Annotated in this window: 19 protein-coding genes; 12 read left to right on the top strand and 7 right to left on the bottom strand. The window is 35.2% G+C overall.

Annotation, left to right across the window (positions count from 1 at the left end; genetic code table 11):
* Positions 1–58: 58 nt before the first annotated feature.
* Complete coding sequence (gene tyrA / locus B9N71_RS00100) at positions 59–1,180, bottom strand: bifunctional chorismate mutase/prephenate dehydrogenase (RefSeq protein WP_085163678.1); 1,122 nt, start codon at positions 1,178–1,180, stop codon at positions 59–61.
* A 120-nt stretch (positions 1,181–1,300) separates the two neighbouring features.
* Between tyrA and xthA the strand changes: the two genes are divergently transcribed.
* From xthA to B9N71_RS00085, 3 genes are all read left to right on the top strand, one after another.
* Positions 1,301–2,107, top strand: coding sequence for an exodeoxyribonuclease III (gene xthA, locus B9N71_RS00095; RefSeq protein ID WP_085163677.1), 807 nt, complete (start codon positions 1,301–1,303; stop codon positions 2,105–2,107).
* A 40-nt stretch (positions 2,108–2,147) separates the two neighbouring features.
* Entirely contained in the window at positions 2,148–3,482 is a 1,335-nt protein-coding gene (xseA, locus tag B9N71_RS00090) for an exodeoxyribonuclease VII large subunit (RefSeq protein ID WP_085163676.1), read from the top strand.
* Positions 3,483–3,607: 125 nt separating this feature from the next.
* The gene (locus B9N71_RS00085) at positions 3,608–5,278 is read left to right on the top strand and encodes a molecular chaperone HscC (RefSeq protein ID WP_085163675.1); all 1,671 of its coding nucleotides are present in this window, start codon (positions 3,608–3,610) and stop codon (positions 5,276–5,278) included.
* A 66-nt stretch (positions 5,279–5,344) separates the two neighbouring features.
* Here the strand turns inward: B9N71_RS00085 and B9N71_RS00080 are convergent, their stop codons facing one another.
* On the bottom strand, positions 5,345–8,053 hold the full coding sequence (locus B9N71_RS00080; protein ID WP_085163674.1) for a hypothetical protein: 2,709 nt from the start codon (positions 8,051–8,053) through the stop codon (positions 5,345–5,347).
* Positions 8,050–8,748: a DUF1266 domain-containing protein gene (locus tag B9N71_RS00075; protein WP_065590581.1), complete on the bottom strand. Its 699-nt coding sequence runs from the start codon at positions 8,746–8,748 to the stop codon at positions 8,050–8,052. The genes B9N71_RS00080 and B9N71_RS00075 overlap by 4 nt, the downstream gene beginning before the upstream one ends.
* Before the next feature lie 240 nt (positions 8,749–8,988).
* On the opposite strand from B9N71_RS00075, the gene dolP reads away from it, so the two are divergent.
* Positions 8,989–9,567, top strand: a complete 579-nt coding sequence (dolP, locus tag B9N71_RS00070) for a division/outer membrane stress-associated lipid-binding lipoprotein (protein ID WP_085163673.1) — start codon at positions 8,989–8,991, stop codon at positions 9,565–9,567.
* Between the two features lie 44 nt (positions 9,568–9,611).
* On the opposite strand, the gene csdE is transcribed toward dolP, so the two are convergent.
* The 4 genes from csdE to ubiU form a co-directional block, all read right to left on the bottom strand.
* Entirely contained in the window at positions 9,612–10,007 is a 396-nt protein-coding gene (gene csdE / locus B9N71_RS00065) for a cysteine desulfurase sulfur acceptor subunit CsdE (RefSeq protein WP_065590580.1), read from the bottom strand.
* A gap of 68 nt (positions 10,008–10,075) precedes the next feature.
* A complete protein-coding gene (gene csdA / locus B9N71_RS00060; RefSeq protein ID WP_085163672.1) occupies positions 10,076–11,287 on the bottom strand; it encodes a cysteine desulfurase CsdA in 1,212 nt (403 codons plus the stop codon).
* A complete protein-coding gene (locus B9N71_RS00055) occupies positions 11,256–12,134 on the bottom strand; it encodes a U32 family peptidase (RefSeq protein WP_065590578.1) in 879 nt (292 codons plus the stop codon). Before B9N71_RS00055 ends, csdA begins: the two co-directional genes overlap by 32 nt.
* 85 nt (positions 12,135–12,219) lie before the next feature.
* Entirely contained in the window at positions 12,220–13,215 is a 996-nt protein-coding gene (ubiU, locus tag B9N71_RS00050; RefSeq protein ID WP_065590577.1) for a ubiquinone anaerobic biosynthesis protein UbiU, read from the bottom strand.
* Between the two features lie 606 nt (positions 13,216–13,821).
* Here ubiU and tssB point away from each other — a divergent pair.
* The 8 genes from tssB to B9N71_RS00005 form a co-directional block, all read left to right on the top strand.
* Positions 13,822–14,322, top strand: a complete 501-nt coding sequence (gene tssB, locus B9N71_RS00040) for a type VI secretion system contractile sheath small subunit (protein ID WP_065590681.1) — start codon at positions 13,822–13,824, stop codon at positions 14,320–14,322.
* Positions 14,323–14,396: 74 nt separating this feature from the next.
* Entirely contained in the window at positions 14,397–15,929 is a 1,533-nt protein-coding gene (gene tssC / locus B9N71_RS00035) for a type VI secretion system contractile sheath large subunit (protein WP_085163670.1), read from the top strand.
* 27 nt (positions 15,930–15,956) lie between these two features.
* Entirely contained in the window at positions 15,957–17,309 is a 1,353-nt protein-coding gene (gene tssK, locus B9N71_RS00030) for a type VI secretion system baseplate subunit TssK (RefSeq protein ID WP_065590679.1), read from the top strand.
* 10 nt (positions 17,310–17,319) lie between these two features.
* Positions 17,320–17,985 (top strand): type VI secretion system protein TssL, short form, encoded by a 666-nt coding sequence (tssL, locus tag B9N71_RS00025; RefSeq protein WP_085163669.1) that lies wholly within the window; start codon positions 17,320–17,322, stop codon positions 17,983–17,985.
* Between the two features lie 10 nt (positions 17,986–17,995).
* The gene (locus B9N71_RS00020) at positions 17,996–19,756 is read left to right on the top strand and encodes an OmpA family protein (RefSeq protein ID WP_085163668.1); all 1,761 of its coding nucleotides are present in this window, start codon (positions 17,996–17,998) and stop codon (positions 19,754–19,756) included.
* 36 nt (positions 19,757–19,792) lie between these two features.
* Entirely contained in the window at positions 19,793–20,281 is a 489-nt protein-coding gene (locus B9N71_RS00015; protein WP_065590676.1) for an Hcp family type VI secretion system effector, read from the top strand.
* A 77-nt stretch (positions 20,282–20,358) separates the two neighbouring features.
* Positions 20,359–23,181 carry a type VI secretion system ATPase TssH gene (gene tssH, locus B9N71_RS00010; RefSeq protein WP_085163667.1) on the top strand — a complete coding sequence of 941 codons (2,823 nt, stop codon included), beginning with the start codon at positions 20,359–20,361 and terminating at the stop codon, positions 23,179–23,181.
* Between the two features lie 20 nt (positions 23,182–23,201).
* On the top strand, positions 23,202–23,409 hold a 208-nt coding region (locus B9N71_RS00005), incomplete at its 3' end, for a hypothetical protein (protein WP_143421960.1).

Genomic DNA, 23,409 nt, shown 5'->3' with positions numbered 1-23,409 from the left:
AAAAAGTATATTTTAATTTGTGAAAAACTTTCAGGAAAGTATACTTTTTAATATAAAACTACTCTCGATTATCATTGGCAAATTTTAATAATCCTTGGCTCTCTTTAATAAAACGTTCGGCATAACTACCAAACCATTGAGTTACTTCGTTAAAACTTTTAATAAATTTAGTTTTGTCACGTTGTTCAATTAGTTTGACCATTTGCCCAAAGCGTTCATAGTAGCGTTTAATTAATTCAATATTATCATCTGACGCCATGATGATATCGGCATAAAGCTCAGGATCTTGAGCAAATAAGCGCCCAACCATCATCAATTCAAGGCGATAAATTGGCGAAGAAAGTGCGATCAATTGCTCTAAATCGGCCTGTTCTCGTTGCAAATTGACACCATATGAGAACGAAGTGAAATGGCGTAATGCTTGGATGAATGACATGCATTTGTCATGCTCCTTGGCATTAATCGCACATAAATTGGCACCCCAAATACGCATTTGTTCAATTAGCCATTGGTATTTATCTGGATATCGTCCTTCACAATAAACAATAATTTGTTTGGCTAAATTTGGTACATCTGGACCAAACATTGGGTGTAAACCGACTACAGGTCCTTGATGTTTATCAAGCATTGCCTGGAGAGGCTTGGCTTTTATGGATGTAAAATCCGTTAAAATACAATCTTTGGGTAATGGTGGTAGTTGTTTAATGACTTCACAGGTTTTGTTAATAGGTACTGTCACGATAACAGCCACTGCATCAGTAACCACTTCGGCTGCTTGATGCATAGTTTTGGAGCCTAATGTTTTAACCTGATAGCCAGATAGGGTAAATAAACGAGCAAACAATCGTCCCATTTGCCCATTACCACCAACAATCACTATTGATCCTTGACCACTATAGACTTTTTTAAAACCTTTATCATTTTCGCTAATATAAGACTCACGCATTAAACGACGTAAAATATCTTCTATTAAATTGGGGGATATACCTACTTTTTCAGCTTCATGTCGCCTTTTAGCTAACATATCCGCTTCACGATTGGGATCATAAATCGGAATGCCATGTTTGCTTTTTACTTCGCCAACTTCGGCAACTAATGCTAATCGCTTTGTAATTAAAGATAAAATGGATTTATCGACTTCATCGATTTTATCGCGCAAGGCAAGTAATTCCGTAGACATATTTAGTGATTCCCTTTATCACAAATGGTGGTTTTTATTGTAATAGCTTAACAGTATAACGTATTTTTGTTACGATGCGTATTTAGTTTATAACATGGAATTAAATATAATAAATTTATTATGAAAGTTATCTCGTTTAATATTAATAGCCTTCGCGCTCGAATTCATCAATTATCAGCAATTATTGAGACACACCAACCAGATATTATTGGTTTACAAGAAACTAAAGTTCATAACGATCAGTTTCCCATTGATGAATTAGCAAAGTTTGGTTATCACTTACATTATCACGGACAAAAAGGGCATTATGGAGTAGCGTTGTTAACCAAGCAACAACCTTTGTCTGTGCAATGTGGCTTTCCAAACGATAGTGATGATGCTCAATGTCGTTTGATCATAATTGAGTTACCTACTAGTCAAGGTAATCTAACAATAATTAATGGTTATTTCCCTCAAGGAGAAAGTTTACACCATGAAATTAAATATCTAGCCAAACGTAAATTTTACAATGACTTAATACAGTATTTACAAGATCATCAATTAAATAATCAACTAACTTTAGTTATGGGCGATATGAATATTTGCCCAACCGATTTAGATATTGGCATTCCAGATGATAGCCGTAAACGATGGCTTCGTACGGGAAAATGTTCATTTTTACCAGAAGAACGAAAATGGATAAACGAATTAATGTCTCTCGGTTTTATTGATACTTACCGCAATGCTCACCCAACTGAACTTGAGTATTCTTGGTTTGATTATCGTACTAAAGGTTTTGAAACCCATAATGGGTTAAGAATTGATTTAATATTAGCTAGTCAAAAAATGATGACTTATTGTAAACAAACGGGTATTGATTATGATATTCGTGCAATGATAAAACCATCTGATCATGCACCAATTTGGGCTCAATTTGATTTAGTATAAACCTTTATAGTTATAATATAGTTGTAATAAGGATAATAGCATGCAAAACAATTCAATTTTATCAGTGAAAGATCTTAATCAAATGGTTAAAGAATTGCTTTGTGATGCTATTGGCCAGATCTGGTTAATAGGTGAAATATCAAACTTTTCACGTCCATCATCAGGTCATTGGTATTTTTCGTTAAAAGACGATAGTGCACAAGTACGCTGTGCTATGTTTCGCAACAGCAATTTTCGTGCAGGTTTTATCCCACAAAATGGGCAACAAGTTTTAGTTAGGGCCACAGTAACACTATATGAGGCACGTGGCGAATACCAACTGGTTATTGATAAAATCCAAGCAGCAGGTACGGGATTATTACAGCAAAAGTTTGAGCAACTAAAACAAAAGCTGTCTGAGGAAGGTTTATTTGATTCTACCAATAAACAGCCATTACCAGAAAACATTCGCATAGTTGGAATTATCACTTCATCAACGGGTGCGGCATTGCATGATATTTGTCAGATATTAAAACGCCGAGATCCAAGTTTGCATTTAATTATTTACCCAACGCAAGTTCAGGGCAATGAAGCGGCAGGGCAAATCGCTAACATGATTCACATTGCCAACATTCGTCAAGAATGTGATATATTAATTGTTGGACGAGGTGGTGGCTCGCTTGAAGACTTATGGTCATTTAATGAAGAAGTGGTAGCCAGAGCTATTTTTGCTAGTCAAATACCGATTGTGAGTGCGGTTGGGCATGAGATTGATTTTACGATTGCCGATTTTGTGGCTGATGTTAGAGCGGCAACCCCATCTGCAGCAGCCGAGCTTGTTAGTCAAGACAGTTTACAACAAGTAAAACGTTTGCAAGTTCAACAGCAGCATTTAACCATGGCAATGGATTATTATTTAATGCAATGCCGAGAAAAACTCAATAAATGGCGACACCAATTACAGACTCAACATCCACAAACAAAGCTAGAAAAACAATTAAATCAACTTTTAGCTTATCGCCATTCATTATCTGAAAATATTCAGCAATATTTTCTCAGACTATCAAATCGTCATAATTCACTCGATAAAAGACTATTACGAGTATCTCCACAAAATAATATTACCTATTTAGGGCAACTTACTTGGCAAAAACAGCAACAATTAATTAATTTAATTAAACAAAAGTTAATAAAATCACAACATCAATTTGTTTTACAAACCTCTCAACTTAACAACGTTAGTCCGCTAGCTACTCTCGAACGAGGTTATTCAGTTACCACCGACCAAAACAACACAGTGGTTCGTCGCTCTGAACAAGTCACGGTGGGTGACATTATCGTAACAAAGCTGAAAAAAGGTAAACTTGTTAGCCAAATAACAAAAATTAACGAATAAAATAATTATATTTAAAGATAATAGATAAACCTATTTTACTAATCTTTAGTATCATTTTTGCAATTCTGGTGATCGCTAGTATATAATCTAAACAATAGGAAATTATTATATTATTTAGAGAGTTTATGCATTATCCAATCGGTATTGATTTAGGCACTACAAACAGTTTAATTTGTGTTTGGCAAGATGGTAAAACTGTCCTCATTCCTAACTCAATTGGTGAAGTTGTTACACCATCTGTAGTTAGTGTTGATGAAGACGATTCTATTTTAGTCGGACATGCGGCATTGTCTCGTTTAACCACTCATCCAAATCGCAGTGCAGCAGCATTTAAACGCTTTTTAGGTTCAAATAAAGTTTTCGAATTAGGTGACAAAAAATTTACGCCAACTGAACTTTCAGCCATAATTTTAAAATCATTGAAAGCAGATGCAGAGGCTTTTTTAAACCAAGAAGTTCGTGATGTTGTCATTTCTGTTCCTGCTTATTTTAATGATGAACAACGCAAGCAAACTCGCTTTGCTGCCGAGTTAGCTGGGTTAAATGCTGTACGCTTAATCAATGAACCAACAGCAGCCGCTATGGCATACGGATTACATGAAGATCAATCGGGTAATACTTTAGTATTTGATTTAGGTGGTGGTACGTTTGATGTAACAGTGCTTGAATATTCAATGCCCATTATTGAAGTGCATGCTTCTGCTGGTGATAACTATTTAGGTGGTGAAGATTTTACCCAAGAGCTTGTTAAAGTTTGCTTAAGTGAATGGAATCTTAAACAACAAGATATTCCGACCGATGATTATGCTCGCCTGTTAGATTTAGCCGAACAACTAAAATGTAAATTAAATGTTGAAGAATCACATACTTTAACTTGGTTTTGGCAAGATAAGCAGTGGCAATTTACCTTAAACGAAAGCCGAGCTAAAACACTATGGTTACCACTACTTAATCGACTAAGAGCACCAATAGAACAAGCATTAAGTGATGCCCGATTAAAACCTAATCAACTTGAACATATCGTATTAGTCGGCGGTTCATCTCAATTAGGTGTGGTACGAGAACTGGTTACTAAATTATTTGGTAAATTACCCTATCGCCACATAAATCCGACAACGATCGTTGCACAAGGTGCCGCAGTTCAAGCAGCTTGTCGATTGCGAAATGCTGATGTTGAAGAAGTCATTCTTACTGATGTGTGCCCTTATACACTAGGGATTGAAAGTTGTTCAAATAATGTTAGTGGATTATTTTCACCCATTATTGAACGTAATACCATTGTACCAACTTCGAAAGTAAAAACATTTTACACAACGCACCCTCAGCAAAAAGCGATATGTATTTCGGTTTATCAAGGTGAAAATCCACGCGTTGAAAATAATGTTTTAATTGATGAGTTTGAAGTGCCTCTAACGCCAATGGAAAGAACCCAAGGAATTGATGTCCGCTTTAGTTATGATCTAAATGGCTTATTAGAAGTTGATGTGGTTTTGCTTGAAACAGGTAAGCAACATGGCAAAGTAATTGATCATAGTCCAATTGGATTAACAGACAAACAAAAACAAGACAGTCATGATCGCTTGAAAGCACTTAAAATTCACCCTCGCGACGAAATGCCGAATCGTACTTTATTAGCAAGGCTAGAACGTGCATGGGCACAATCATTGGGTGATGAACGACTATTAATTGGATCATATATCGAAGTTTTTATGGAAGTACTAAATAGACAAAATTCTGAAGAAATTAACGAAATTCGTTGTGAAATTGAATCTAATCTACAAGATCTGAATCGATAACCAATAAAATTTAAAAAATATAAAAAGTCCTCTTTTTTAGACATAAAAAAGAGGACTTTAATTTGTTTACTTTTCCTTTTCTTTGCTTGTTTCTTCTACGGGTGATCCAAAACGGTTAGTGTATTTGACACCAGAAACCCAAAATGGCGCAAAAAATAAGAAAAAAACTAATATTTCGGCCAAAAAACCGATGAGCGGTTCACCTTTATCGATATCATTAAAACGTCGTTTTAATGCAAAAACCGTGTTGGTTACAGCAATAGAATAACAAATCATAGAAAAAGTAGAACTATTCAATTCAAAATTGTTGTTAAATACGGTCATCAATCCTAACACAATGAAGCTACAACATAATTGTATAATAAAACCTTTTATATTAGTTCGCCCTTTCCAACGCCAAAACTGCCACCATTTATTTTTAGGTAATGGCTGTGATTCCAGTTTTTGTTGATTTTCATGATTTTTTGCTATAAGTAATGACGCACAAAGCCGTAAGACTAAATCATTGTCACTGTTGTTTTTAAACTTGTATAACCTTTCAAGTTCACTTTCATCGCATATACCGTAAGAGTTAGATAAACGTTTAGCAATGGTCACTATTTCATCAACTAGTTCGGTGTAATTGTATTTTATTTTATCATCAGATGATAATGACTCCCAATTTTTTTGTAGAACTGTTGATATTTTTATTAACTCTTTATTATCGCCAGTAATATCTTGTAACATTGTATTTAATTTTGTTTTTTGATCGGGCTTATTAAATACTATGGTGTATAAAATCATCAAGTAGATAGGGTTTTGTTTCGCTAATTTAGTTTGCCATACTTGTTCAAGTTTTTGCTCAATTTCTTTAAAATCAATGCTATCAGGTGTATCATCAATATACGATTCAATTGAATTTGGATAATTTATTAAAATGCAATCAATTAACTTACTGTCATTGTTAATCAGATTATATAACTCTGTTTCATTTTGCCAGTTTCCTTGTTTAAAAATATTAATAAGAGGGGATAGCAAATTATCATCCGGTAGTTGGAATGTATTATTTTCAGTTTGAAGATATTTGGCCGTTGCAAAGGGTTGACTGGCAATTGATATAACTAATAAACAATTACGATACCATTGCCAATAGGCATTTTTATTACTTGAACAGATAGAAGCATCTGGAGGAGCGGGTAATTTGTAAGGTATTCGTATTGTAAGAAAAGCTACCCAATCATACATTTCCATATATGAATACTCTAAATTATTATAAAGATGAAACATGGCAACATAAGGCAAATAATCAAGCCTATCTAGCCATAAACGACAATACAAACAATGATTATCTTCAGAATTAGGATCAAATTTAGCTGGAATAGGCGCATTTTCATCACTATCATATAGCCAAGCTTTAAACTCTTGTACGGGCGGTAGCTCTGATAACCATGTTAGGTTTTGTCGTGCTTGCCTTTGTAAATTTTGCAAAATAAATTGTTCAAATGGATCATCGCTGCGTTCATCAAGGATTTCTTGCAATAATCTTTCATTACCGTGGCGAAGCATGATGGCATGGCGATATAAGCGATACAATCGATTGGTACCGTCATCAAGTAACAGCATGGATAAAACTTGTCTATAATTCCAATTTACATTTAACGCCCAATCAATAAAATTGGCTATTTCAGGGGAATAATCACTAGCCTCAAGTTCCGCCAATCGTGAAACAGTTGTTGCTGTTAGCTGAGGTATTGCATTTAAATAATTTTCAGTGTTATCTATATCAATACAGTAAGAATTATTAAGGGCCATGATTAATAATGGGAAATAATCTTTATTATAATATTCACACCAACCAGCTATCCAGCTGGCTGCTTTATCTTGATAATGACCAGAACTATAAAGATCTAGCCAAGATTGTAAGGACTCTTGCTTATTATCAAGTAGCGTATATTGAATAGCGGCAATATATTTCCATTCGATAATGATATTTTCATCTTGATCATTTTGGGAAATACATTTTAAAGCGTAATCCAAAATAGCTTGATTTTTTATATTAGCTATACAATGCCAATAGGAAAATTTAAGCATCAAATTTTTATCATCAGGAAGATAAATGACCGTATCTTGTGATAAGAATGCATAAATATCCTCAGATCTACGCTCCCAAAATAACCACCTAGTATAGTACATATAATCGATAGTTACATTTTGCAGTGTTTTACTTGTTGTCGGTAAATAGGTGTAATTGAACAAATCACCACGATCAATATGATTTAAATAATTATCATACTTTTCAAAATCATCGGTAAATTGAATCATTAGCAGTTGCCGCCAACGTAAACTATCGGCTAATAGTTTGACACATGACTCTGATATATTTTTTGATTCATAACTTATTTCTAACAATCGCCATTTTACAGAATCAATAACTGCCATTGAGTAGTCATAAAATGAACCAATAAATTTTTGCCACTCGTTAACATTAAAACAGCGTCGAGGATCATCTAATAATGTTTGATAAGCCTCACAAATTTCATTGGCTTTAAGCTGTTTTTCTGTTAAAGATACTGATACTTCTTGTTGTTGTTCTGATTCAGACTTAGGTTCATCGGCCATTGTTTCGGGCGATTGTGCATATTTTATTGCTGACTCATAGGCTTCGCGTAATGCTTTAAAACCATCGGGATCAGTTTCAGGATGATATGAAGGTAATTGTGCTCGATATGCTTGACGAATAGCCGCTTGATCGGTTGTTTTTTCAATGCCTAACAGTTGCCAAATATTTTCATTCATGACCAATCATACTCCATTAGTGACTCAGGTTTTTCTAGTTCTTCAATATCTATATACCAAGATAAACGATTATGTGGGGCATCTTTATCTTCATGTAAATTTGCCATGGTATGAGCGCGTGATGCTCGAGTCAATTCGCAACGTAATGTTTCTAAGTCTTCTTTGCTATTGAGTGATATCCAATATTGATAGCCAACAAACCAGCCTGAAAAGTAATGGTGCCAGTTTCTATAATAATATTGACAACGGAGTCCTATTCGAGAAAAAACCCATAAGGCCTCTTGTTCGGTGATATATTTATTAGTGATACCATTTCGTAAGATATATCCCATTCGAGCATAATCCCAACTACGGATACCTGCAGTACCGCACACAGGAAAGGTTTGTTTGACAAAATCAAGCAAAACTTTTTGATAGTCATCTTGTTCTTGATAATGGTCACACCAATCAAATTCGGAAAGTCGAGAATACATCAAATAATATTTAGACAATGCTGAAGCGTGCCCATCATCAACCATGTCGAACACACAGTTAAGTAAAGTTTCACGGGAATCAATCCCCCAACTCTCTTTCATATCAACAAAATCTCGATCTGGATAAAAAAATGGCGAAGTATAACTTGCTCCATTTTCTATGTTTATTACAACCATTGGTGCAGATAAACCATATAGCCAATCGACACAATCTTGATTCATATTTGTATTCCAATCATCTAATTTATTTTATTTATTATCAAAAGATAGCAGATTTTACACTAAAATAACAATTGAAATTCAAACAGAAATCTATGGTGTGGTTAAGTTTAATAAAATATAAATACTGCTATAAGCTAGCATAAATCATAAAATTATTTGCAAATCAATATCTACAAGGCATAATACAAACAATTTATTGAAATTTGATTATTACAGAGTAATAAATCATAAGGAGTTATAGTGAAAAAAGTTAGCTTAATAGTAATGTTAATTTCTTGCGCATTAACATTACAAGGCTGCGTTGCTGCCTTTATAGGAATTGGTGCAGGGGCTACGGCAAAAGTTGCAACCGATCCTCGTACTGCGGGTACTCAAGTTGATGATACAACACTTAGTTCACGCATGAGCATGAAAATAAAAAATAATGGACCATTTTTTATTGGTTCTCGTATTGTTACTAGTGCTTATGGTGGTAATATTCTGTTAACTGGACAAGCAAATAATGAACAAGTTGAAAAAGCTGAAAGTCTTGCTTACCAAGTTGAAGGGGTAAAAAAAGTCTATAATCAAATTCGTATTGGAGAGCCTGTTGGCGCAGGGACTATTACCAATGATACTTGGATAACGACTCAAGTTAAATCTCAGTTAGTTTTAGATGCCAAAACAAAAGCTCGCAAGATTAAAGTAGTAACTGAAAACGGCGAAGTTTTCTTAATTGGTATTGTTACATCAGAAGAAGGTAAAGCAGCAGCCGAAATTGCAAGTAAAGTCCGTGGTGTAAAAAAAGTGATCACACTATATACGTATACTGAAAATTAAATAGTGACTATACAAAAGACAGGGGGGGCGATTAGCCCCCTTTTTTATACAACTGATTTAATACGCTCAATTAATTTAGTAACCCCTTGCAAACGAGATTGGCTTAACTCATCAGAAATTTTCAGTTGGCTTAATAAGGATTGAAAATCGAGCGTTGCAATTTCTTGCGCTGTTTTATTATTAGCAACAATAATTAAGATTGCCAATAATCCTTTCACTATTCGACCTTCACTATCACCACTAAAAACATAGGTATCATCTGTCTGTTTTTGATAAGTCAACCAAACTCGGTTTTCGCAGCCATTGACTTGATTTTGCGCTGTCTTTTGCTCTTCAGGAAAATCAGGCAATTGCTTTGCTAACATCACTAACTGTCGATAACGATCTTGCCAATTATGTTGCTTTGCGAATAATTCGGCTAAGCTTTGCTGTGATAGCATAATATTGACCTATTTACGATTAAATGTTTGTAAAAAAGTTTCAGGAAACTATACGTTTCAGTATAAAATCACACTAATATTTCAATTACATTTTGCAATACTGAAATAAATTTTTCCACATCTTGCTGATTATTATATGGCATCAATGAAACACGAACCGCTCCGTGGCATCCTAATTTATTCATCAAAGGCTGGGCACAAAGCTCACCAGTACGGATGGCAATATTTTGTTCACTTAACAAAATAGCAATATCATTATGATGAATATTATTGATATTAAAAGTGATTATCGGGCTATCATCCACACTATAAAATTGAATATCGGCAAATTGGTTTAGTTGTGATTTTGCATAATAAGCTAGCTGTTTTGTGTAGTTTTCAGCTTGCTTATTATCCCAACTTTTTAACCACTCAAGTACGGAATTAAAACCAACAATACCTGCAATATTAGGCGTACCAGCTTCAAATTTATAAGGAAGATCTTCTTGAATAAAATCATCAAACGAAGCGCTTTTTAGCATTTTACCGCCACCATGCCAAACCGACATTAGCTCAAGTAATGCCTTTTTACCATATAAAACGCCAAGCCCCGTTGGACCATACAATTTATGGGTAGAAAAGGCATAAAAATCGATATCTAACTGGTTAACATTAATTGCATGATGAACAACACCTTGCGCACCATCCACCACTAAAACCGCATCATATTGATGAACAATGTTGCTTATTGTAGCTAAATCAGGGCAAAATCCAGTGACGTTTGACATTTGAGTCACTGCAACAATCTTGGTCTTAGCTGACATTAACGACGATAACTCATTAACATCCGACGACCACTTAACGACTTTAGCCCCCGTTTGCTTAGCCACAATCAACCAAGGTAACAAATTACTATGATGCTCTAATTCACTCACAATAATTTCATCGTTGGGTTGTAACAACGATCGAGCATAGCTTTGCGCAATTAAGTTAATTGACTCGGTTGCACCTCGTGTCCAGATAATTTCAGCACTACTATTAGCGTGAACCAAATCGGCAACATTTTGTCTTGCCTTATCAATTTTTGCAGTTACTTGCAAAGCATCTTGGTATAAACTACGTTTTGCAGTAGCAGTATTCTGGGCATAATACGCAAGTGTCGCATCAATCATTGCTAGCGGTTTAAGTGCTGTTGCTGCCGAATCAAGATATACGCTTTCACTATTAAGTGCAGGAAAACTTGCCCGAAACTGTTCAGGCAGAAAATGCTTATTGGGTAAGTTCAAGTCCGGCAATCCCATTCCAGTAACCATTACAATCTCGGTTATGTTCAATTTGCAGTGGATTTAATCCATCTTCGTTAGCTTTAAACTGCTTAATAATATCAAGTGTTTCAATACCAAGTGGTGAAATTCTAACGATATCAACCAATCCTTTCATCTCTTTTAGATTATTTCCCAAATTGTAACAATAACCGCTTTGAGTCTGAATGCCGTTTAACACAAATACTTTCTGTTGTTCTTGTGAAAACACCTCACGTCCAACAGGATACTTAATACAACAAGTTTCGCATTTATCTTTAGGCTTATCTTCCGATCTTGCGGTAAAACAGCGAGCTGAATAAGCTAAAGGTAAATAACCATAACTAAACAATTCAACTTCAAAATTTCGTGCAATATTTAAACTCTCAAACTGTTTAAGCACATTACTCAACCAATCACGAGAAAGCTCAACCGGCATACACCAGCGAACCATACCTTGTTTTTGTAATAATTTTAGAGTTAAAGCGTTATAACAGTTAATAGCCGGACCTGCAACAAAGGGTAATTTATGCTCATGCGCAACATTAATGGCAGCTAAATCGTTTGCTTCGACTAAAAACTCCCCATTATTAACCAATTGCCGTAAGTCATTTAATTCTGATGGTGCTTCAAGTAAAGCTAATGTAGAAAGCACTACCTGTTTACCGGATTTAGCGATCTCTTTTGCTAATTCAATCCAGTTTGGTACTTTCATTTCACGGCGCTTGGTACAAACCGTTTCGCCCATATAAATAATATCCGCTTGACTCTCTTTAGCGGCGTAATAAAACGCTTCTGTTTCAGTTTTAGGCCAATAATAAAGCACTGGTCCTAATGCGTATTTCATGGTTTTGCTCACTATATTTATGTTAGATCTTTCTCAATGATTTACGTTGATACTGTTAGCACATTACCTATTGCTAACTCACACCTTATTGCCATTTACGGTGATAAGCGCCTAATGTTGTTTGTGTGCCTTCTGACACCGAACCAAGCGTATCGATCCAGCGTTGTTCGGCTTGGAATGATTGCGGATTGGCTTTATAGCGATCGATGGCTTGTCGCCACACTTTAGTGACTTGCTCAACATAAGCAGGGCTACGCTGACGGCCTTCTATTTTGACTGATGCAATATTTGCGGCAAACAGTTCAGGCAATAGCTCAATGGTATTTAAACTTGTTGGCTCCTCGATAGGATGATAGAGCTCCTGACCAACAAAATAGCGTCCTTTACATAGCGTTGGATAGCCTGCATTTTCGCCTTTTTTATGGCAATCAATTAACACATTATTCAGCCTTGATTCCAGTCCTTTTTCGGTCTCTTCCCAACGAACAAATTTGGCAGGTGAACAAGCGCCAACGGTATTAGGGGATTCGCCAGTCAAATAAGATGACAAATAGCACCGACCTTCGGCCATAATACACAAGCTACCAAAAGCAAACACCTCGAGTGGAACGGGGGACACTTGTGATAACTGTTTAACTTGATGCATTGAAAGTACGCGTGGCAAAACAATGCGATGTACCTGAAAATTATTATAGTAAAACTTAATCGACTCCTCATTGGTCGACGACGCTTGTACAGAAACATGACGCTCAAGATTAGGGTATTTTTCAGCCGCATAATCAAGCATAGCAAGATCGGCAATAATTAAAGCATCAGCACCAATATTAGCCGCAGTATCAACCGCATATTGCCAACGCTGAAAATTTTCTGGATGGGCAAAAGTATTAATAGCAATATGCAATTTTTTGCCGTGTTTGTGTACATAATCTGAAGCTTCAATCAATCGCTTTTCATTAAAATTTAAACCAGCAAAATGACGGGCATTGGTATCGTCTTTCAAACCAATATAAACAGCATCAGCGCCATTATCAATAGCCACTTTTAATGATGGTAAAGATCCCGCTGGACAAAGAAGTTCCATAATTATTCCTAACTCAATTTTTATAGTTTATACCCTCTGTATTATGCAATAATTCCGAGTGTAATGCGAATAGAAAGCGATATAGTTAACTAAAAAAACATCAGATGCTTGGTTTATTGTATAAACAGTAATTCCTACAAATTATATGAACAACAATGACAGGTAAAAATCGAGTACAAACGATTACATGCATTACTCTTGGAACGGCATTTTTGGAAAATATTTTATACCATATCTAATTGTAGATTTTATAATCAGTATAAATAAAATTTTGGTTAAGTACAAAAATAAGATATATGGCAATATTTATAATGCGAATAAAAAATATAAAAAAAAGAGTAAAAATATTTGTCATTTGCTTGGTTTTTATACTAAGGAATATCCTCAAAAATATGTTCATTGAATAAAAATAGTTCATTATTTATCAATTTTTTACACTATTTTAATGATAAAGATATCTAGGTTTTTTATGGGTAAAGTATTAATAGTATTTGGAATTTTATCAAAAATTGTAGAAAAATAGAGTAATTTATTATATCATAAAGATTATCTATTTATATTATTTAAGAAATTATTAATTTATTCGTGTTTCATAAGGAATCAAATATGTCAAATAGCTATCAAAACGAAGTACCTCCTGCTCGTGTTAATATTCAACTAGATCTTCATACTGGTGGGGCTCAAAAGAAAGTTGAGTTACCTTTAAAAATTTTATCTATTGGTGATTATGGTCGTGGTAAAGACAAACGTCCACTTTCAGAAAAAGAAAAAGTATCCATTAATAAAAATAATTTTGATGCAGTATTAAAAGAATTTAGACCTTCTGCCAAAATTAATGTACCAAATACTCTTGCAGATGATGGTAGCGATATTAGTGTAGAACTTGCCTTTGAATCAATGAATGATTTTAAACCTGAACAAGTTGCAAGAAACATTCCTCAGCTTCGTTCTTTGCTTGCTATGCGTAATTTATTAAGAGATTTGAAATCTAACTTACTAGACAACGCTACATTTCGTTACGAACTAGAGAAAATTGTTAAAGATGAACAATTATCTGATGAGCTTCGTGCAGAATTAGAATCAATTGTATCTAAAAACACAAAATAAATGTTTTTAATAAATTATCTAGTTACTTTCGAAATAAATTATATCGTTATTGATGAACAATAAGGAAAAAAGCAATGAACGAAAAAACAGAACAAAAAAGTGTTAACCAATCCGTTTTAGAAGATAATGGTAGTGTTTACCAATCTTTATTTAATAAAATAAATTTAAATCCAATCCAAAAAGCTGGTGAGATCGATAAATACGAAGATAATGATGTATTATTTGAGTCCTCACAAGATGAACGTGTCACGATGGCTGTTGATATTTTACTCAAATTGATTCAAGGCTCATCTCAAAAAGTTGAAAAATTAGACAAACATTTATTAGATTACCATATTAGCCAAATCGACCAAAAACTGAGCCGACAATTAGATGCAATTATGCATAACGAAACGTTCCAAGAAATTGAAGCGACATGGCGTGGTTTAAAATTTTTAGTGGATCGTACTGATTTCCGACGCAACGTAAAAATTGAATTATTAGATGCTTCAAAAGAAGATCTTCGCCAAGATTTTGAAGATGCCCCAGAAATCATACAAACAGGGTTTTATCGTCATACTTATATTCAAGAATATGATACACCAGGTGGAGAACCTATAGGTGTAACTATCTCGAATTATGAGTTTGATCGAGGTCCACAAGATATTGCTTTATTACGTAATATTTCAAAAGTTGCAGCTGCGGCACATATGCCATTTGTTGGTTCTGTCGGTCCAAAATTCTTTGGTAAAGAAACCATGGAAGAAGTTGCTGCAATTAAAGACATTGCAAATTATTTTGATCGAGCTGAATATACAAAATGGAACAGTTTCCGCGAAACGGATGATTCACGTTATGTTGGCTTAACATTACCAAGAGTATTAGCTCGTTTACCTTATGGTCCTGATACAGTACCTGTCCGTAGTTTTAACTATATTGAAGATGTTAAAGGCATTGAACATAGTCGTTATTTATGGGCTAACGCTTCGTATGCTTTTGCTGCTAACATGGTACAAAGTTTTATTCGTAATGGTTGGTGTGTACAAATTCGAGGTCCACAAGCTGGAGGACTTGTCGAAGATTTACCTATCCATCTTTACGATTTAGGTACAGGAAACCAAGTTAAGATCCCAACTGAAGTTCTTATCCCAGAAACACGTGAATTTGAATTTGCTAATTTAGGTTTTATACCGCTCTCTTTCTATAAAAATAGAGATTATGCTTGTTTCTTCTCTGCAAATTCGGCACAAAAACCAGCGCTATATGATACAAAAGAAGCAACAGCAAATAGCCGTATTAATGCACGCTTACCATATATTTTCTTATTATCACGTATTGCTCATTATTTAAAAGTGATTCAGCGAGAAAATATTGGAACAACAAAAGATCGTCGAGTTCTTGAACTTGAGTTAAATAAATGGATTAGTAACCTTGTGACTGAAATGACCGATCCTAGTGACGAAGTTCAAGCATCTCATCCATTACGAGAAGCAAAAGTTATTGTTGAAGATATTGAGGATAACCCAGGATTCTTCCGTGTTAAAACATTTTTAATCCCACATTTCCAAGTTGAAGGAATGGATATTAATTTATCGATGGTATCACAAATGCCAAAAGCTAAAGCTTAATATCAAACAATCTGGGTGGTAGGATTCATGAAAATTTTTCGTCCTTTATGGAATGAAGGTGTCTTTTTGACACCTCAACAATTTCAGCAACAGGCGTTATGGCAACAGTTTTCCTCTCAAAAGTTAGCAGCTATGGCAGTAGCTAACCCATGGGGTATTGAAAAATTAGTCATAGATACGCAAGCACTGACAATCGATCGCTTGCAGGCAGAATCTATTAGTATTCGCTTTCGTGATGGAGTGCTGATTAATACTGATGCTGCTGATAAATTACCCGAAGCTAGAACACTAAATACGGATGTTCCACCTGAGCGTGAAGAAGTCATTGTATTTATTGGAATACCATTGCTACAAGCTAATGGGGGTAACTGTCTACAAGACAATCAACAACTTGAAAGACCACTTCGCTATCGACAAGAATGGGTAGAAGTGGTAGATCTATTTGGACAAAATGCTGAAACAATCGCTGTTGAGCGTTATGCGTTAACTTTTTTATTTGATTTTGAAGATCATAGTGATTATTTAACATGCCCAATTGCATGCCTTAAGCGAGATCTAAATGGTCGTTTTGTACTTGATTTTGAATATCTTCCTCCACTAATTAATTTATTCACTCAAAGTGGAACATTAATAAAAGAGTTAGAACTATTATGTATCCAAATACAGGCTAAACGTCAACGTTTAATGGGCATGAGACATGAACGTAACGAACAAATGGCTGAATTTGCAATAGCTGATGTATCCCTGTTTTGGCTTTTAAATGCACTAAACACATTTGAGCCTCAACTTAAATTTTTACGTGATAATCCAACTATTCACCCAGAAAACCTTTACCAAACATTAACGGCATTAACAGGTGCATTGTTAACGTTTTCATTAGCAAATGATGTTGATAAAATTCCAGCTTATCAACACACCAACCTTAATGAAGTTTTCCCACCATTATTTGGATTAGTGCGTAATTTATTAGAAGAAAGCTTACCATCTCGAGTGATTAAAATTGATTTAGTCCATAATAAAGATACATTATGGACAGGTCGCTTAAACGATTCTCGTCTTGTTGAAGATGCTGATTTTTATCTCTCTGTACGTTCAAGTCTGCCTGGACATCAATTACAGTCTCAGTTTCCAATATTATGTAAAGCTGGTGCACCAGATGATGTAAGGCAAATTATACATTCAGCATTATCGGGTATACCAATAAAAGCGCTTAGCCATGTTCCGGCGGCAATACCTATGCGTTTAGAAAATCAATATTTTGCACTAGATCTATCGCATATTGCAGCAAAAAATATGTTGCAAACTCGCTGTTGTGAGTTTTATGTGCCAAGAGCAATGCCAGATATTTCACTAGAACTTTTCGCAGTTTTGCGATCATAGGGTCAAGATTATGAGTATAGAACCACAAACAATAGTCATTGATGAATTATTACGAGATTCAATATTAGTTGTTGTCCAATTAAAAGCGAAAGCGGATATTCCATCAGGACATAAATTATATGAACTTTGTAAACAGCAAGTGACGACCGTTCGTGATACGTTATATAAGGCACAATATAGTCAAGATGTGATTGATGATATAAGTTATGCCCTATGTGCATTATTAGATGAAACAGTATTACTTCGCCATCGTGATAAACCCGAAAAACAAGATTATGATGAGTGGTTAGGCGCACCATTACAAGTCATCTTTTTTAATACACATAATGCTGGTTATGATTTATTTGAAAAAATTCGCGGACGCTTAAAAGCAGATAAAAAAGATCCATTAGTATTAAGTTGCTTTGACAGAGTGCTTGGGCTTGGCTTTCAAGGGTGCTATCTAGATAAACCTCAAATGGAAAGGGAACACTTGGTTTTAGCCCTGCGTGAAGCTGTACGAGAGTACGAGCCAGAACAAGCTCATCCTATTATTGAACAAACCAAAACTTATCGTTATTTAGGACGCAAAACGATGCTGTTATCTTGTACTGCGTTATCCGTTTTGTTGGTTATTGTTCTTTACTTTTTATTAGATTATCGACTTGATACGTTGATTAAAAAAATTGTAGGTTAAAGGGGAATTTATGAGCGATTACCCTAAACGAATTCAAATCATTTATGCTGCTATATTAAGCTTATTGTTACTATTTGTATTTTTACCAATAACAGTCGGTTGGAAAATTATTGGTACGATTTTAGTTTTAGTTATTGCAGGTGGGTTGCTATGGCGAATGCAACGCTATCGGCGGCTGCTTGCTTTATCAACAACAAATATTGACTTTTTAACCCAAAAGCTTGATTTATTACCAGCAAGGCAACGTTATCGATTACCTATCTTATTGGTAACTGGTAGTGCAGCAAAAGACTTTTTTCCAGAAGATCTATCCATAGCAGAATCGAATATTGTTGTTTCATCCGAAGCGGTATGGATTTATGTTGAAGAATATTCTCATTTACCTATCGTTTATGATTCATTAATTTCAAAATGGCCAGATATGATAGGGCGAGTAGGCATATTTCTTGCTTTAACGCCTGAACTTGAGGATAAACAAGGGTTATTCATTGCTAAATTACAAGCATTTCGTCAATCATGGGCAGATACATGTCGCATTGCAAAATATCAACTGCCTGTTTACTTATCGACACATATTGGTCTAAATAATTTAATTTATGATGAACAAAATCCATTACCTGTTTACTGGTTTCAATTAGTCGATCACAAATTATTTCTGCTTGATCGTTATTTATCGCCTCTAAACAATTGGGTTAATGATATTAAAACGCCTTCAAGCGAACGAGAAAGACGATTACGATTAAGACCATTGCTAAACGAAACACAATCTTGGATTGAACAAATCGTATTATCAACATTAATTGATCCAAAACAGCCTATAGCAAAATGTAAGCCAACGGGGATAGCGATTTATCCTATAAATCAATCTATTGTAAATAACAATATTATGCAAAAACAATGGGAAAGTATCACGACTTTACCACTGCCAAATAACCATAAAATTGAAGATAATGTAAGTCCGCCCGATTCCTTAATTAAATTTATGCCAATAGCTTACCCATTTTCGCCTATTGCCACGATGGTCTGTGGATTAATTACAATCACGTCCATATTTATTATGGGATGCTTAGGCGCATCTTTTTGGAACAATATTAAACTTTCAGATCAAATACAAAATGATATTCGACATTACCATTTAATTTCGATGGACAGTTATGAAGAAAAGCGACAAGCACTTGAGTTACTTAAAGACGATAGAGCAATGTTAAATCAATATTTAGCTCAAGGGGAACCTGTTCGTTTAGGTATGGGACTTTATCATGGACAACAATTACTTGAGCCTTTAAATGTCTCTATGAGTGATTATGTTGCTAAACCACCAGAACCAGAAAAAATTATTATTAAAGAAGAAAAAGTTATCATGAAAGAAGTACCATCCGTGATTCGCCTAGATAGTTTAGCATTATTTGAAAGTGGCCAATCAAGCTTAAAATCAGATTCAACCAAAATATTAGTCAATGCATTAGTTGAAATGAAAAAACAAATAAATGCTAACCACGGAACAGGGTGGCTTATTTTAGTTGCAGGGCATACTGACTCCACTGGTGATGAAAATAAAAATATTCAATTATCATTTGAGCGTGCAACAGCAGTACGAAACTGGATTATAAAAGCTAGTGATATCCCTGAAACCTGTTTTGCAATACAAGGGTATGGAGCAAAAAAACCGCTAGTTAGTAACGACACTCTGGAAGGTCGAGCACAAAACCGGCGAGTAGAAATTAGCTTAGTTCCTCAAATGTCAAATTGTATTTTGGCAAATGAAAACTAAGAGTGTTTAATAATAATCAAAAAAGGAGTAAAAACAATGGCAGTTCCAGCGTATATGTTTTTAAAAGACGATGGTGGTGCAGAAATTAAAGGTTCTGTAACTGTAGTAGGACGTGAAGGTAGTGTTGAAGTGGTTGAATTTGATCACAAAGTCTACATTCCAACCGATGGTAATACAGGTAAATTAACCGGAACTCGCGTTCATAAAGCACTTGAATTTGTTAAAGAAGTTGATGCTTCATCACCTTATCTTTACAAAGCTGTAACTACAGGCCAAAACTTAAAGTCTGTTGAAATCAAATGGTACAAAATTAATGATGCAGGTCAGGAAATTGAATATTTCAACACATTAATGGATAACGTAAAAATTGTTTCTATTAAACCTGAAATGCACAACATTAAAGATCCAACAAAAGAACAATACAATCACTTAGAGCGTATTGAATTACGTTACGAAAAAATCACTTGGACTTATAAAGATGGCAACATCATTCACTCAGATAGCTGGGTTGAAAGTAGAGCCTAATGTGGTTTTTGTTGATTCTGTCATTACGGCAGAATCAACATTTTTTTATAAACAATAACATAACGAAAGGAATAGTAATGATTGCCGATCCTTCTGTTTTATTAAGGCGACTCAATCCGTATTGTGCAAGAGCACTTGAAGCTGCGGCAGAATTATGTCAAACGAGAGCACATCCAGAAATTACACTTGAACATTGGCTATTAAAATTATTAGAACAAGGTGCAGGTGATATTTCATTTATTGCAAGACATTACCAACTAGATATGGACAAAGTCTGGCAAGGATTATTGAATTATTTAGACATTTTACCACACACAATTAATACAAAACCTAGTTTATCGTCATCGTTGATTGCAGTATTACAATCAGCATGGTTAAAGGCTTCACTTGAAGATCAAGAAGATGTCATTCGTTCAGTACATATTTTACAAGTGCTACAAGAGATGCCTCATTGCTTAAAAGCACAAGATGCATGGCAATTACTTAGCTTATCGGTTGTGTCATTACAAAAAATGCGCACTCAATTAAATGAAACATCAGATGAAAACCCTGTAAATCAATACAGCTATCATTCAAATAATGATATCGATAGTACATCCCAACAAAAAATTGATACTAATCAGGATTCGCAAACAGCTGAGACTAAAAATAACCAACAACAAGCTGTGCAACAAAGACATTATCAAGCAGCGCTTAGTCGATTTACTGAAGATATTACCGAAAAAGCGAAAACAGGTAAAATTGATCCTGTATTTGGTCGCGATAGTGAAATAAGGCAAATGATCGATATTTTATCTCGTCGTCGCAAAAATAACCCAATCTTAGTGGGAGAACCTGGCGTAGGTAAAACGGCATTAGTTGAAGGATTGGCGCTTCGTATTGCAGAAGGCAACGTGCCTAAGAATCTTGAAAAGGTTAGCATATTAATGCTTGATCTTGGCTTGCTACAAGCTGGTGCTGGCGTAAAAGGTGAATTTGAACAAAGATTAAAAAATGTGATTGAGGCTGTTCAACAATCACCGACCCCAATATTACTGTTTATTGATGAGGCGCACACCATTATTGGTGCAGGCAATTCAGCTGGTGGAGCTGATGCAGCAAATTTATTAAAACCTGCACTAGCTAGAGGTGAATTACGTACAATTGCTGCTACAACATGGTCTGAATACAAACAATATTTTGAAAAAGATGCTGCGTTAGAGCGCCGTTTTCAAATTGTTAAAGTTGATGAGCCTGATGACGAGAAAGCCTGTCTTATGCTACGTGGTTTAAAATCACGATACGCAAAACACCATGGTGTACATATACTGGACGAAGCTGTTAAAACAGCGGTTTCGCTTTCTCGACGTTATATCAGTGGTCGTCAACTGCCAGATAAAGCCGTTGATCTGCTTGACACAGCTTCAGCAAGGGTTCGCATGGGGCTAGATACAATACCTGAATCAATCACGTTGCTTGAAGCCAAAATTGCCTCATTGACAATAGAACAAGAAGCAATAGAAGCTGATGTAGTATTAGGAGAACAGCTATCAACAGATCGTATGGGGGAAATCGATTTACAACTAGGCGAATTACAAAAAAAATTAACCAATCAACAAATACAATTTGAAAAAGAGAAAAAACTTGTTGAAACACTAATTGAGTTACGACAAAAATTAACACTAAAACAAGATAAAAAAATTCAAAAGCAACTGATTGCAACACAGCAAAAATTAAGTGAACTACAAAAAAATTTACCTTTATTGTCACTTGATGTTGATAGCCGAATTGTCTCTTCAATTATTGCCGATTGGACCGGAGTGCCATTAGAAAGCCTACTAAAAGATGAACAAAGCCATTTGCTTATGTTAGAAGATGATTTGCGTTTACGTGTTGTTGGTCAAGATAACGCGCTTTTTGACATCGCTAAACGGATTCGTGCCGCAAAAACGGGGCTAACCTCAGAAGATGCGCCGATGGGAGTATTCTTATTAGTCGGACCATCTGGTGTAGGTAAAACCGAAACAGCTTTAGCTTTAGCTGATACACTCTTCGGTGGCGAACAATCTTTGATCACCATTAATATGTCAGAGTATCAAGAAGCTCATACCGTATCACAACTCAAAGGATCACCACCAGGATATGTGGGTTATGGTCAAGGTGGAATATTGACTGAAGCCGTCCGTAAACGCCCATATAGCGTTGTATTATTGGATGAGGTCGAAAAAGCGCATCGTGATGTATTGAATCTATTTTATCAAGTATTCGATCGTGGTTTTATGCGAGATGGTGAAGGGCGTGAAATTGATTTCCGTAATACCTTAATATTAATGACTTCTAACCTAGGCAGCGATGAATTAATGGCATTATTTGATGAAATGCCAAATGCTGATATTGCAACACAGCAAGAATTATTGCGCCCTATTATACGTGAACACTTTCAACCAGCATTATTAGCGCGTTTTCAAACTGTCATTTATAAACCATTAGATGATGTTGCACTACGCAAAATTGTTGAAATGAAATTAAATAAAGTCGCCTCTCGATTACAAAAACATTACAAAATTGAGTTTAATGTTGGTCAAAAACTTTACGATACTTTAGTTTCAGCTTGCTTATTGCCAGATACAGGTGCTCGTAATATCGATAGTATTTTAAATCAACAAATCTTACCAGTAGTTTCTAACTTGTTACTACAGCAGGATAATAGCCAAAATAATCAATCACTAACGTTACAACTCGACTTTAGCGAAACAGATGGCATTGTACTTGAATGGGTAACGAAAAATAGTAAAACTAAGCCAACAAAAGCTAAAAAGGCAACAACGGTAAAAAAAGCATCCTCAAAAGTATCAAAAATAGAGGAAAAAGACAGTAATAAAAAACAATTAGAAAAAGAAACAGCTAGTCGTACAGAGTAAAAAATAAATAGGAGAACAACATGTCAAACGAACTTAATCGTCTTCTGGAGCAACTCGGTGAAGGTTTTGGCGATTTAATGGCGGGTTTGAGTGGGGTTAGCCATAATCGCTATACCTTAACGGTTGACGGGCTGGGCGCGCCGATTTCGGTTTTGCATATTGATGGTGATGAGTCGTTAAACCAGCCTTGGCGTTATGTGATTACTTTTACCAGTACTGATAAAACAT

The organism is Gilliamella bombi (assembly GCF_900103255.1).
Lineage (GTDB): Bacteria > Pseudomonadota > Gammaproteobacteria > Enterobacterales > Orbaceae > Gilliamella > Gilliamella bombi.
Note: the sequence above shows the minus strand (reverse complement) of the source record. Positions and strands in the feature narration are given on the sequence as shown.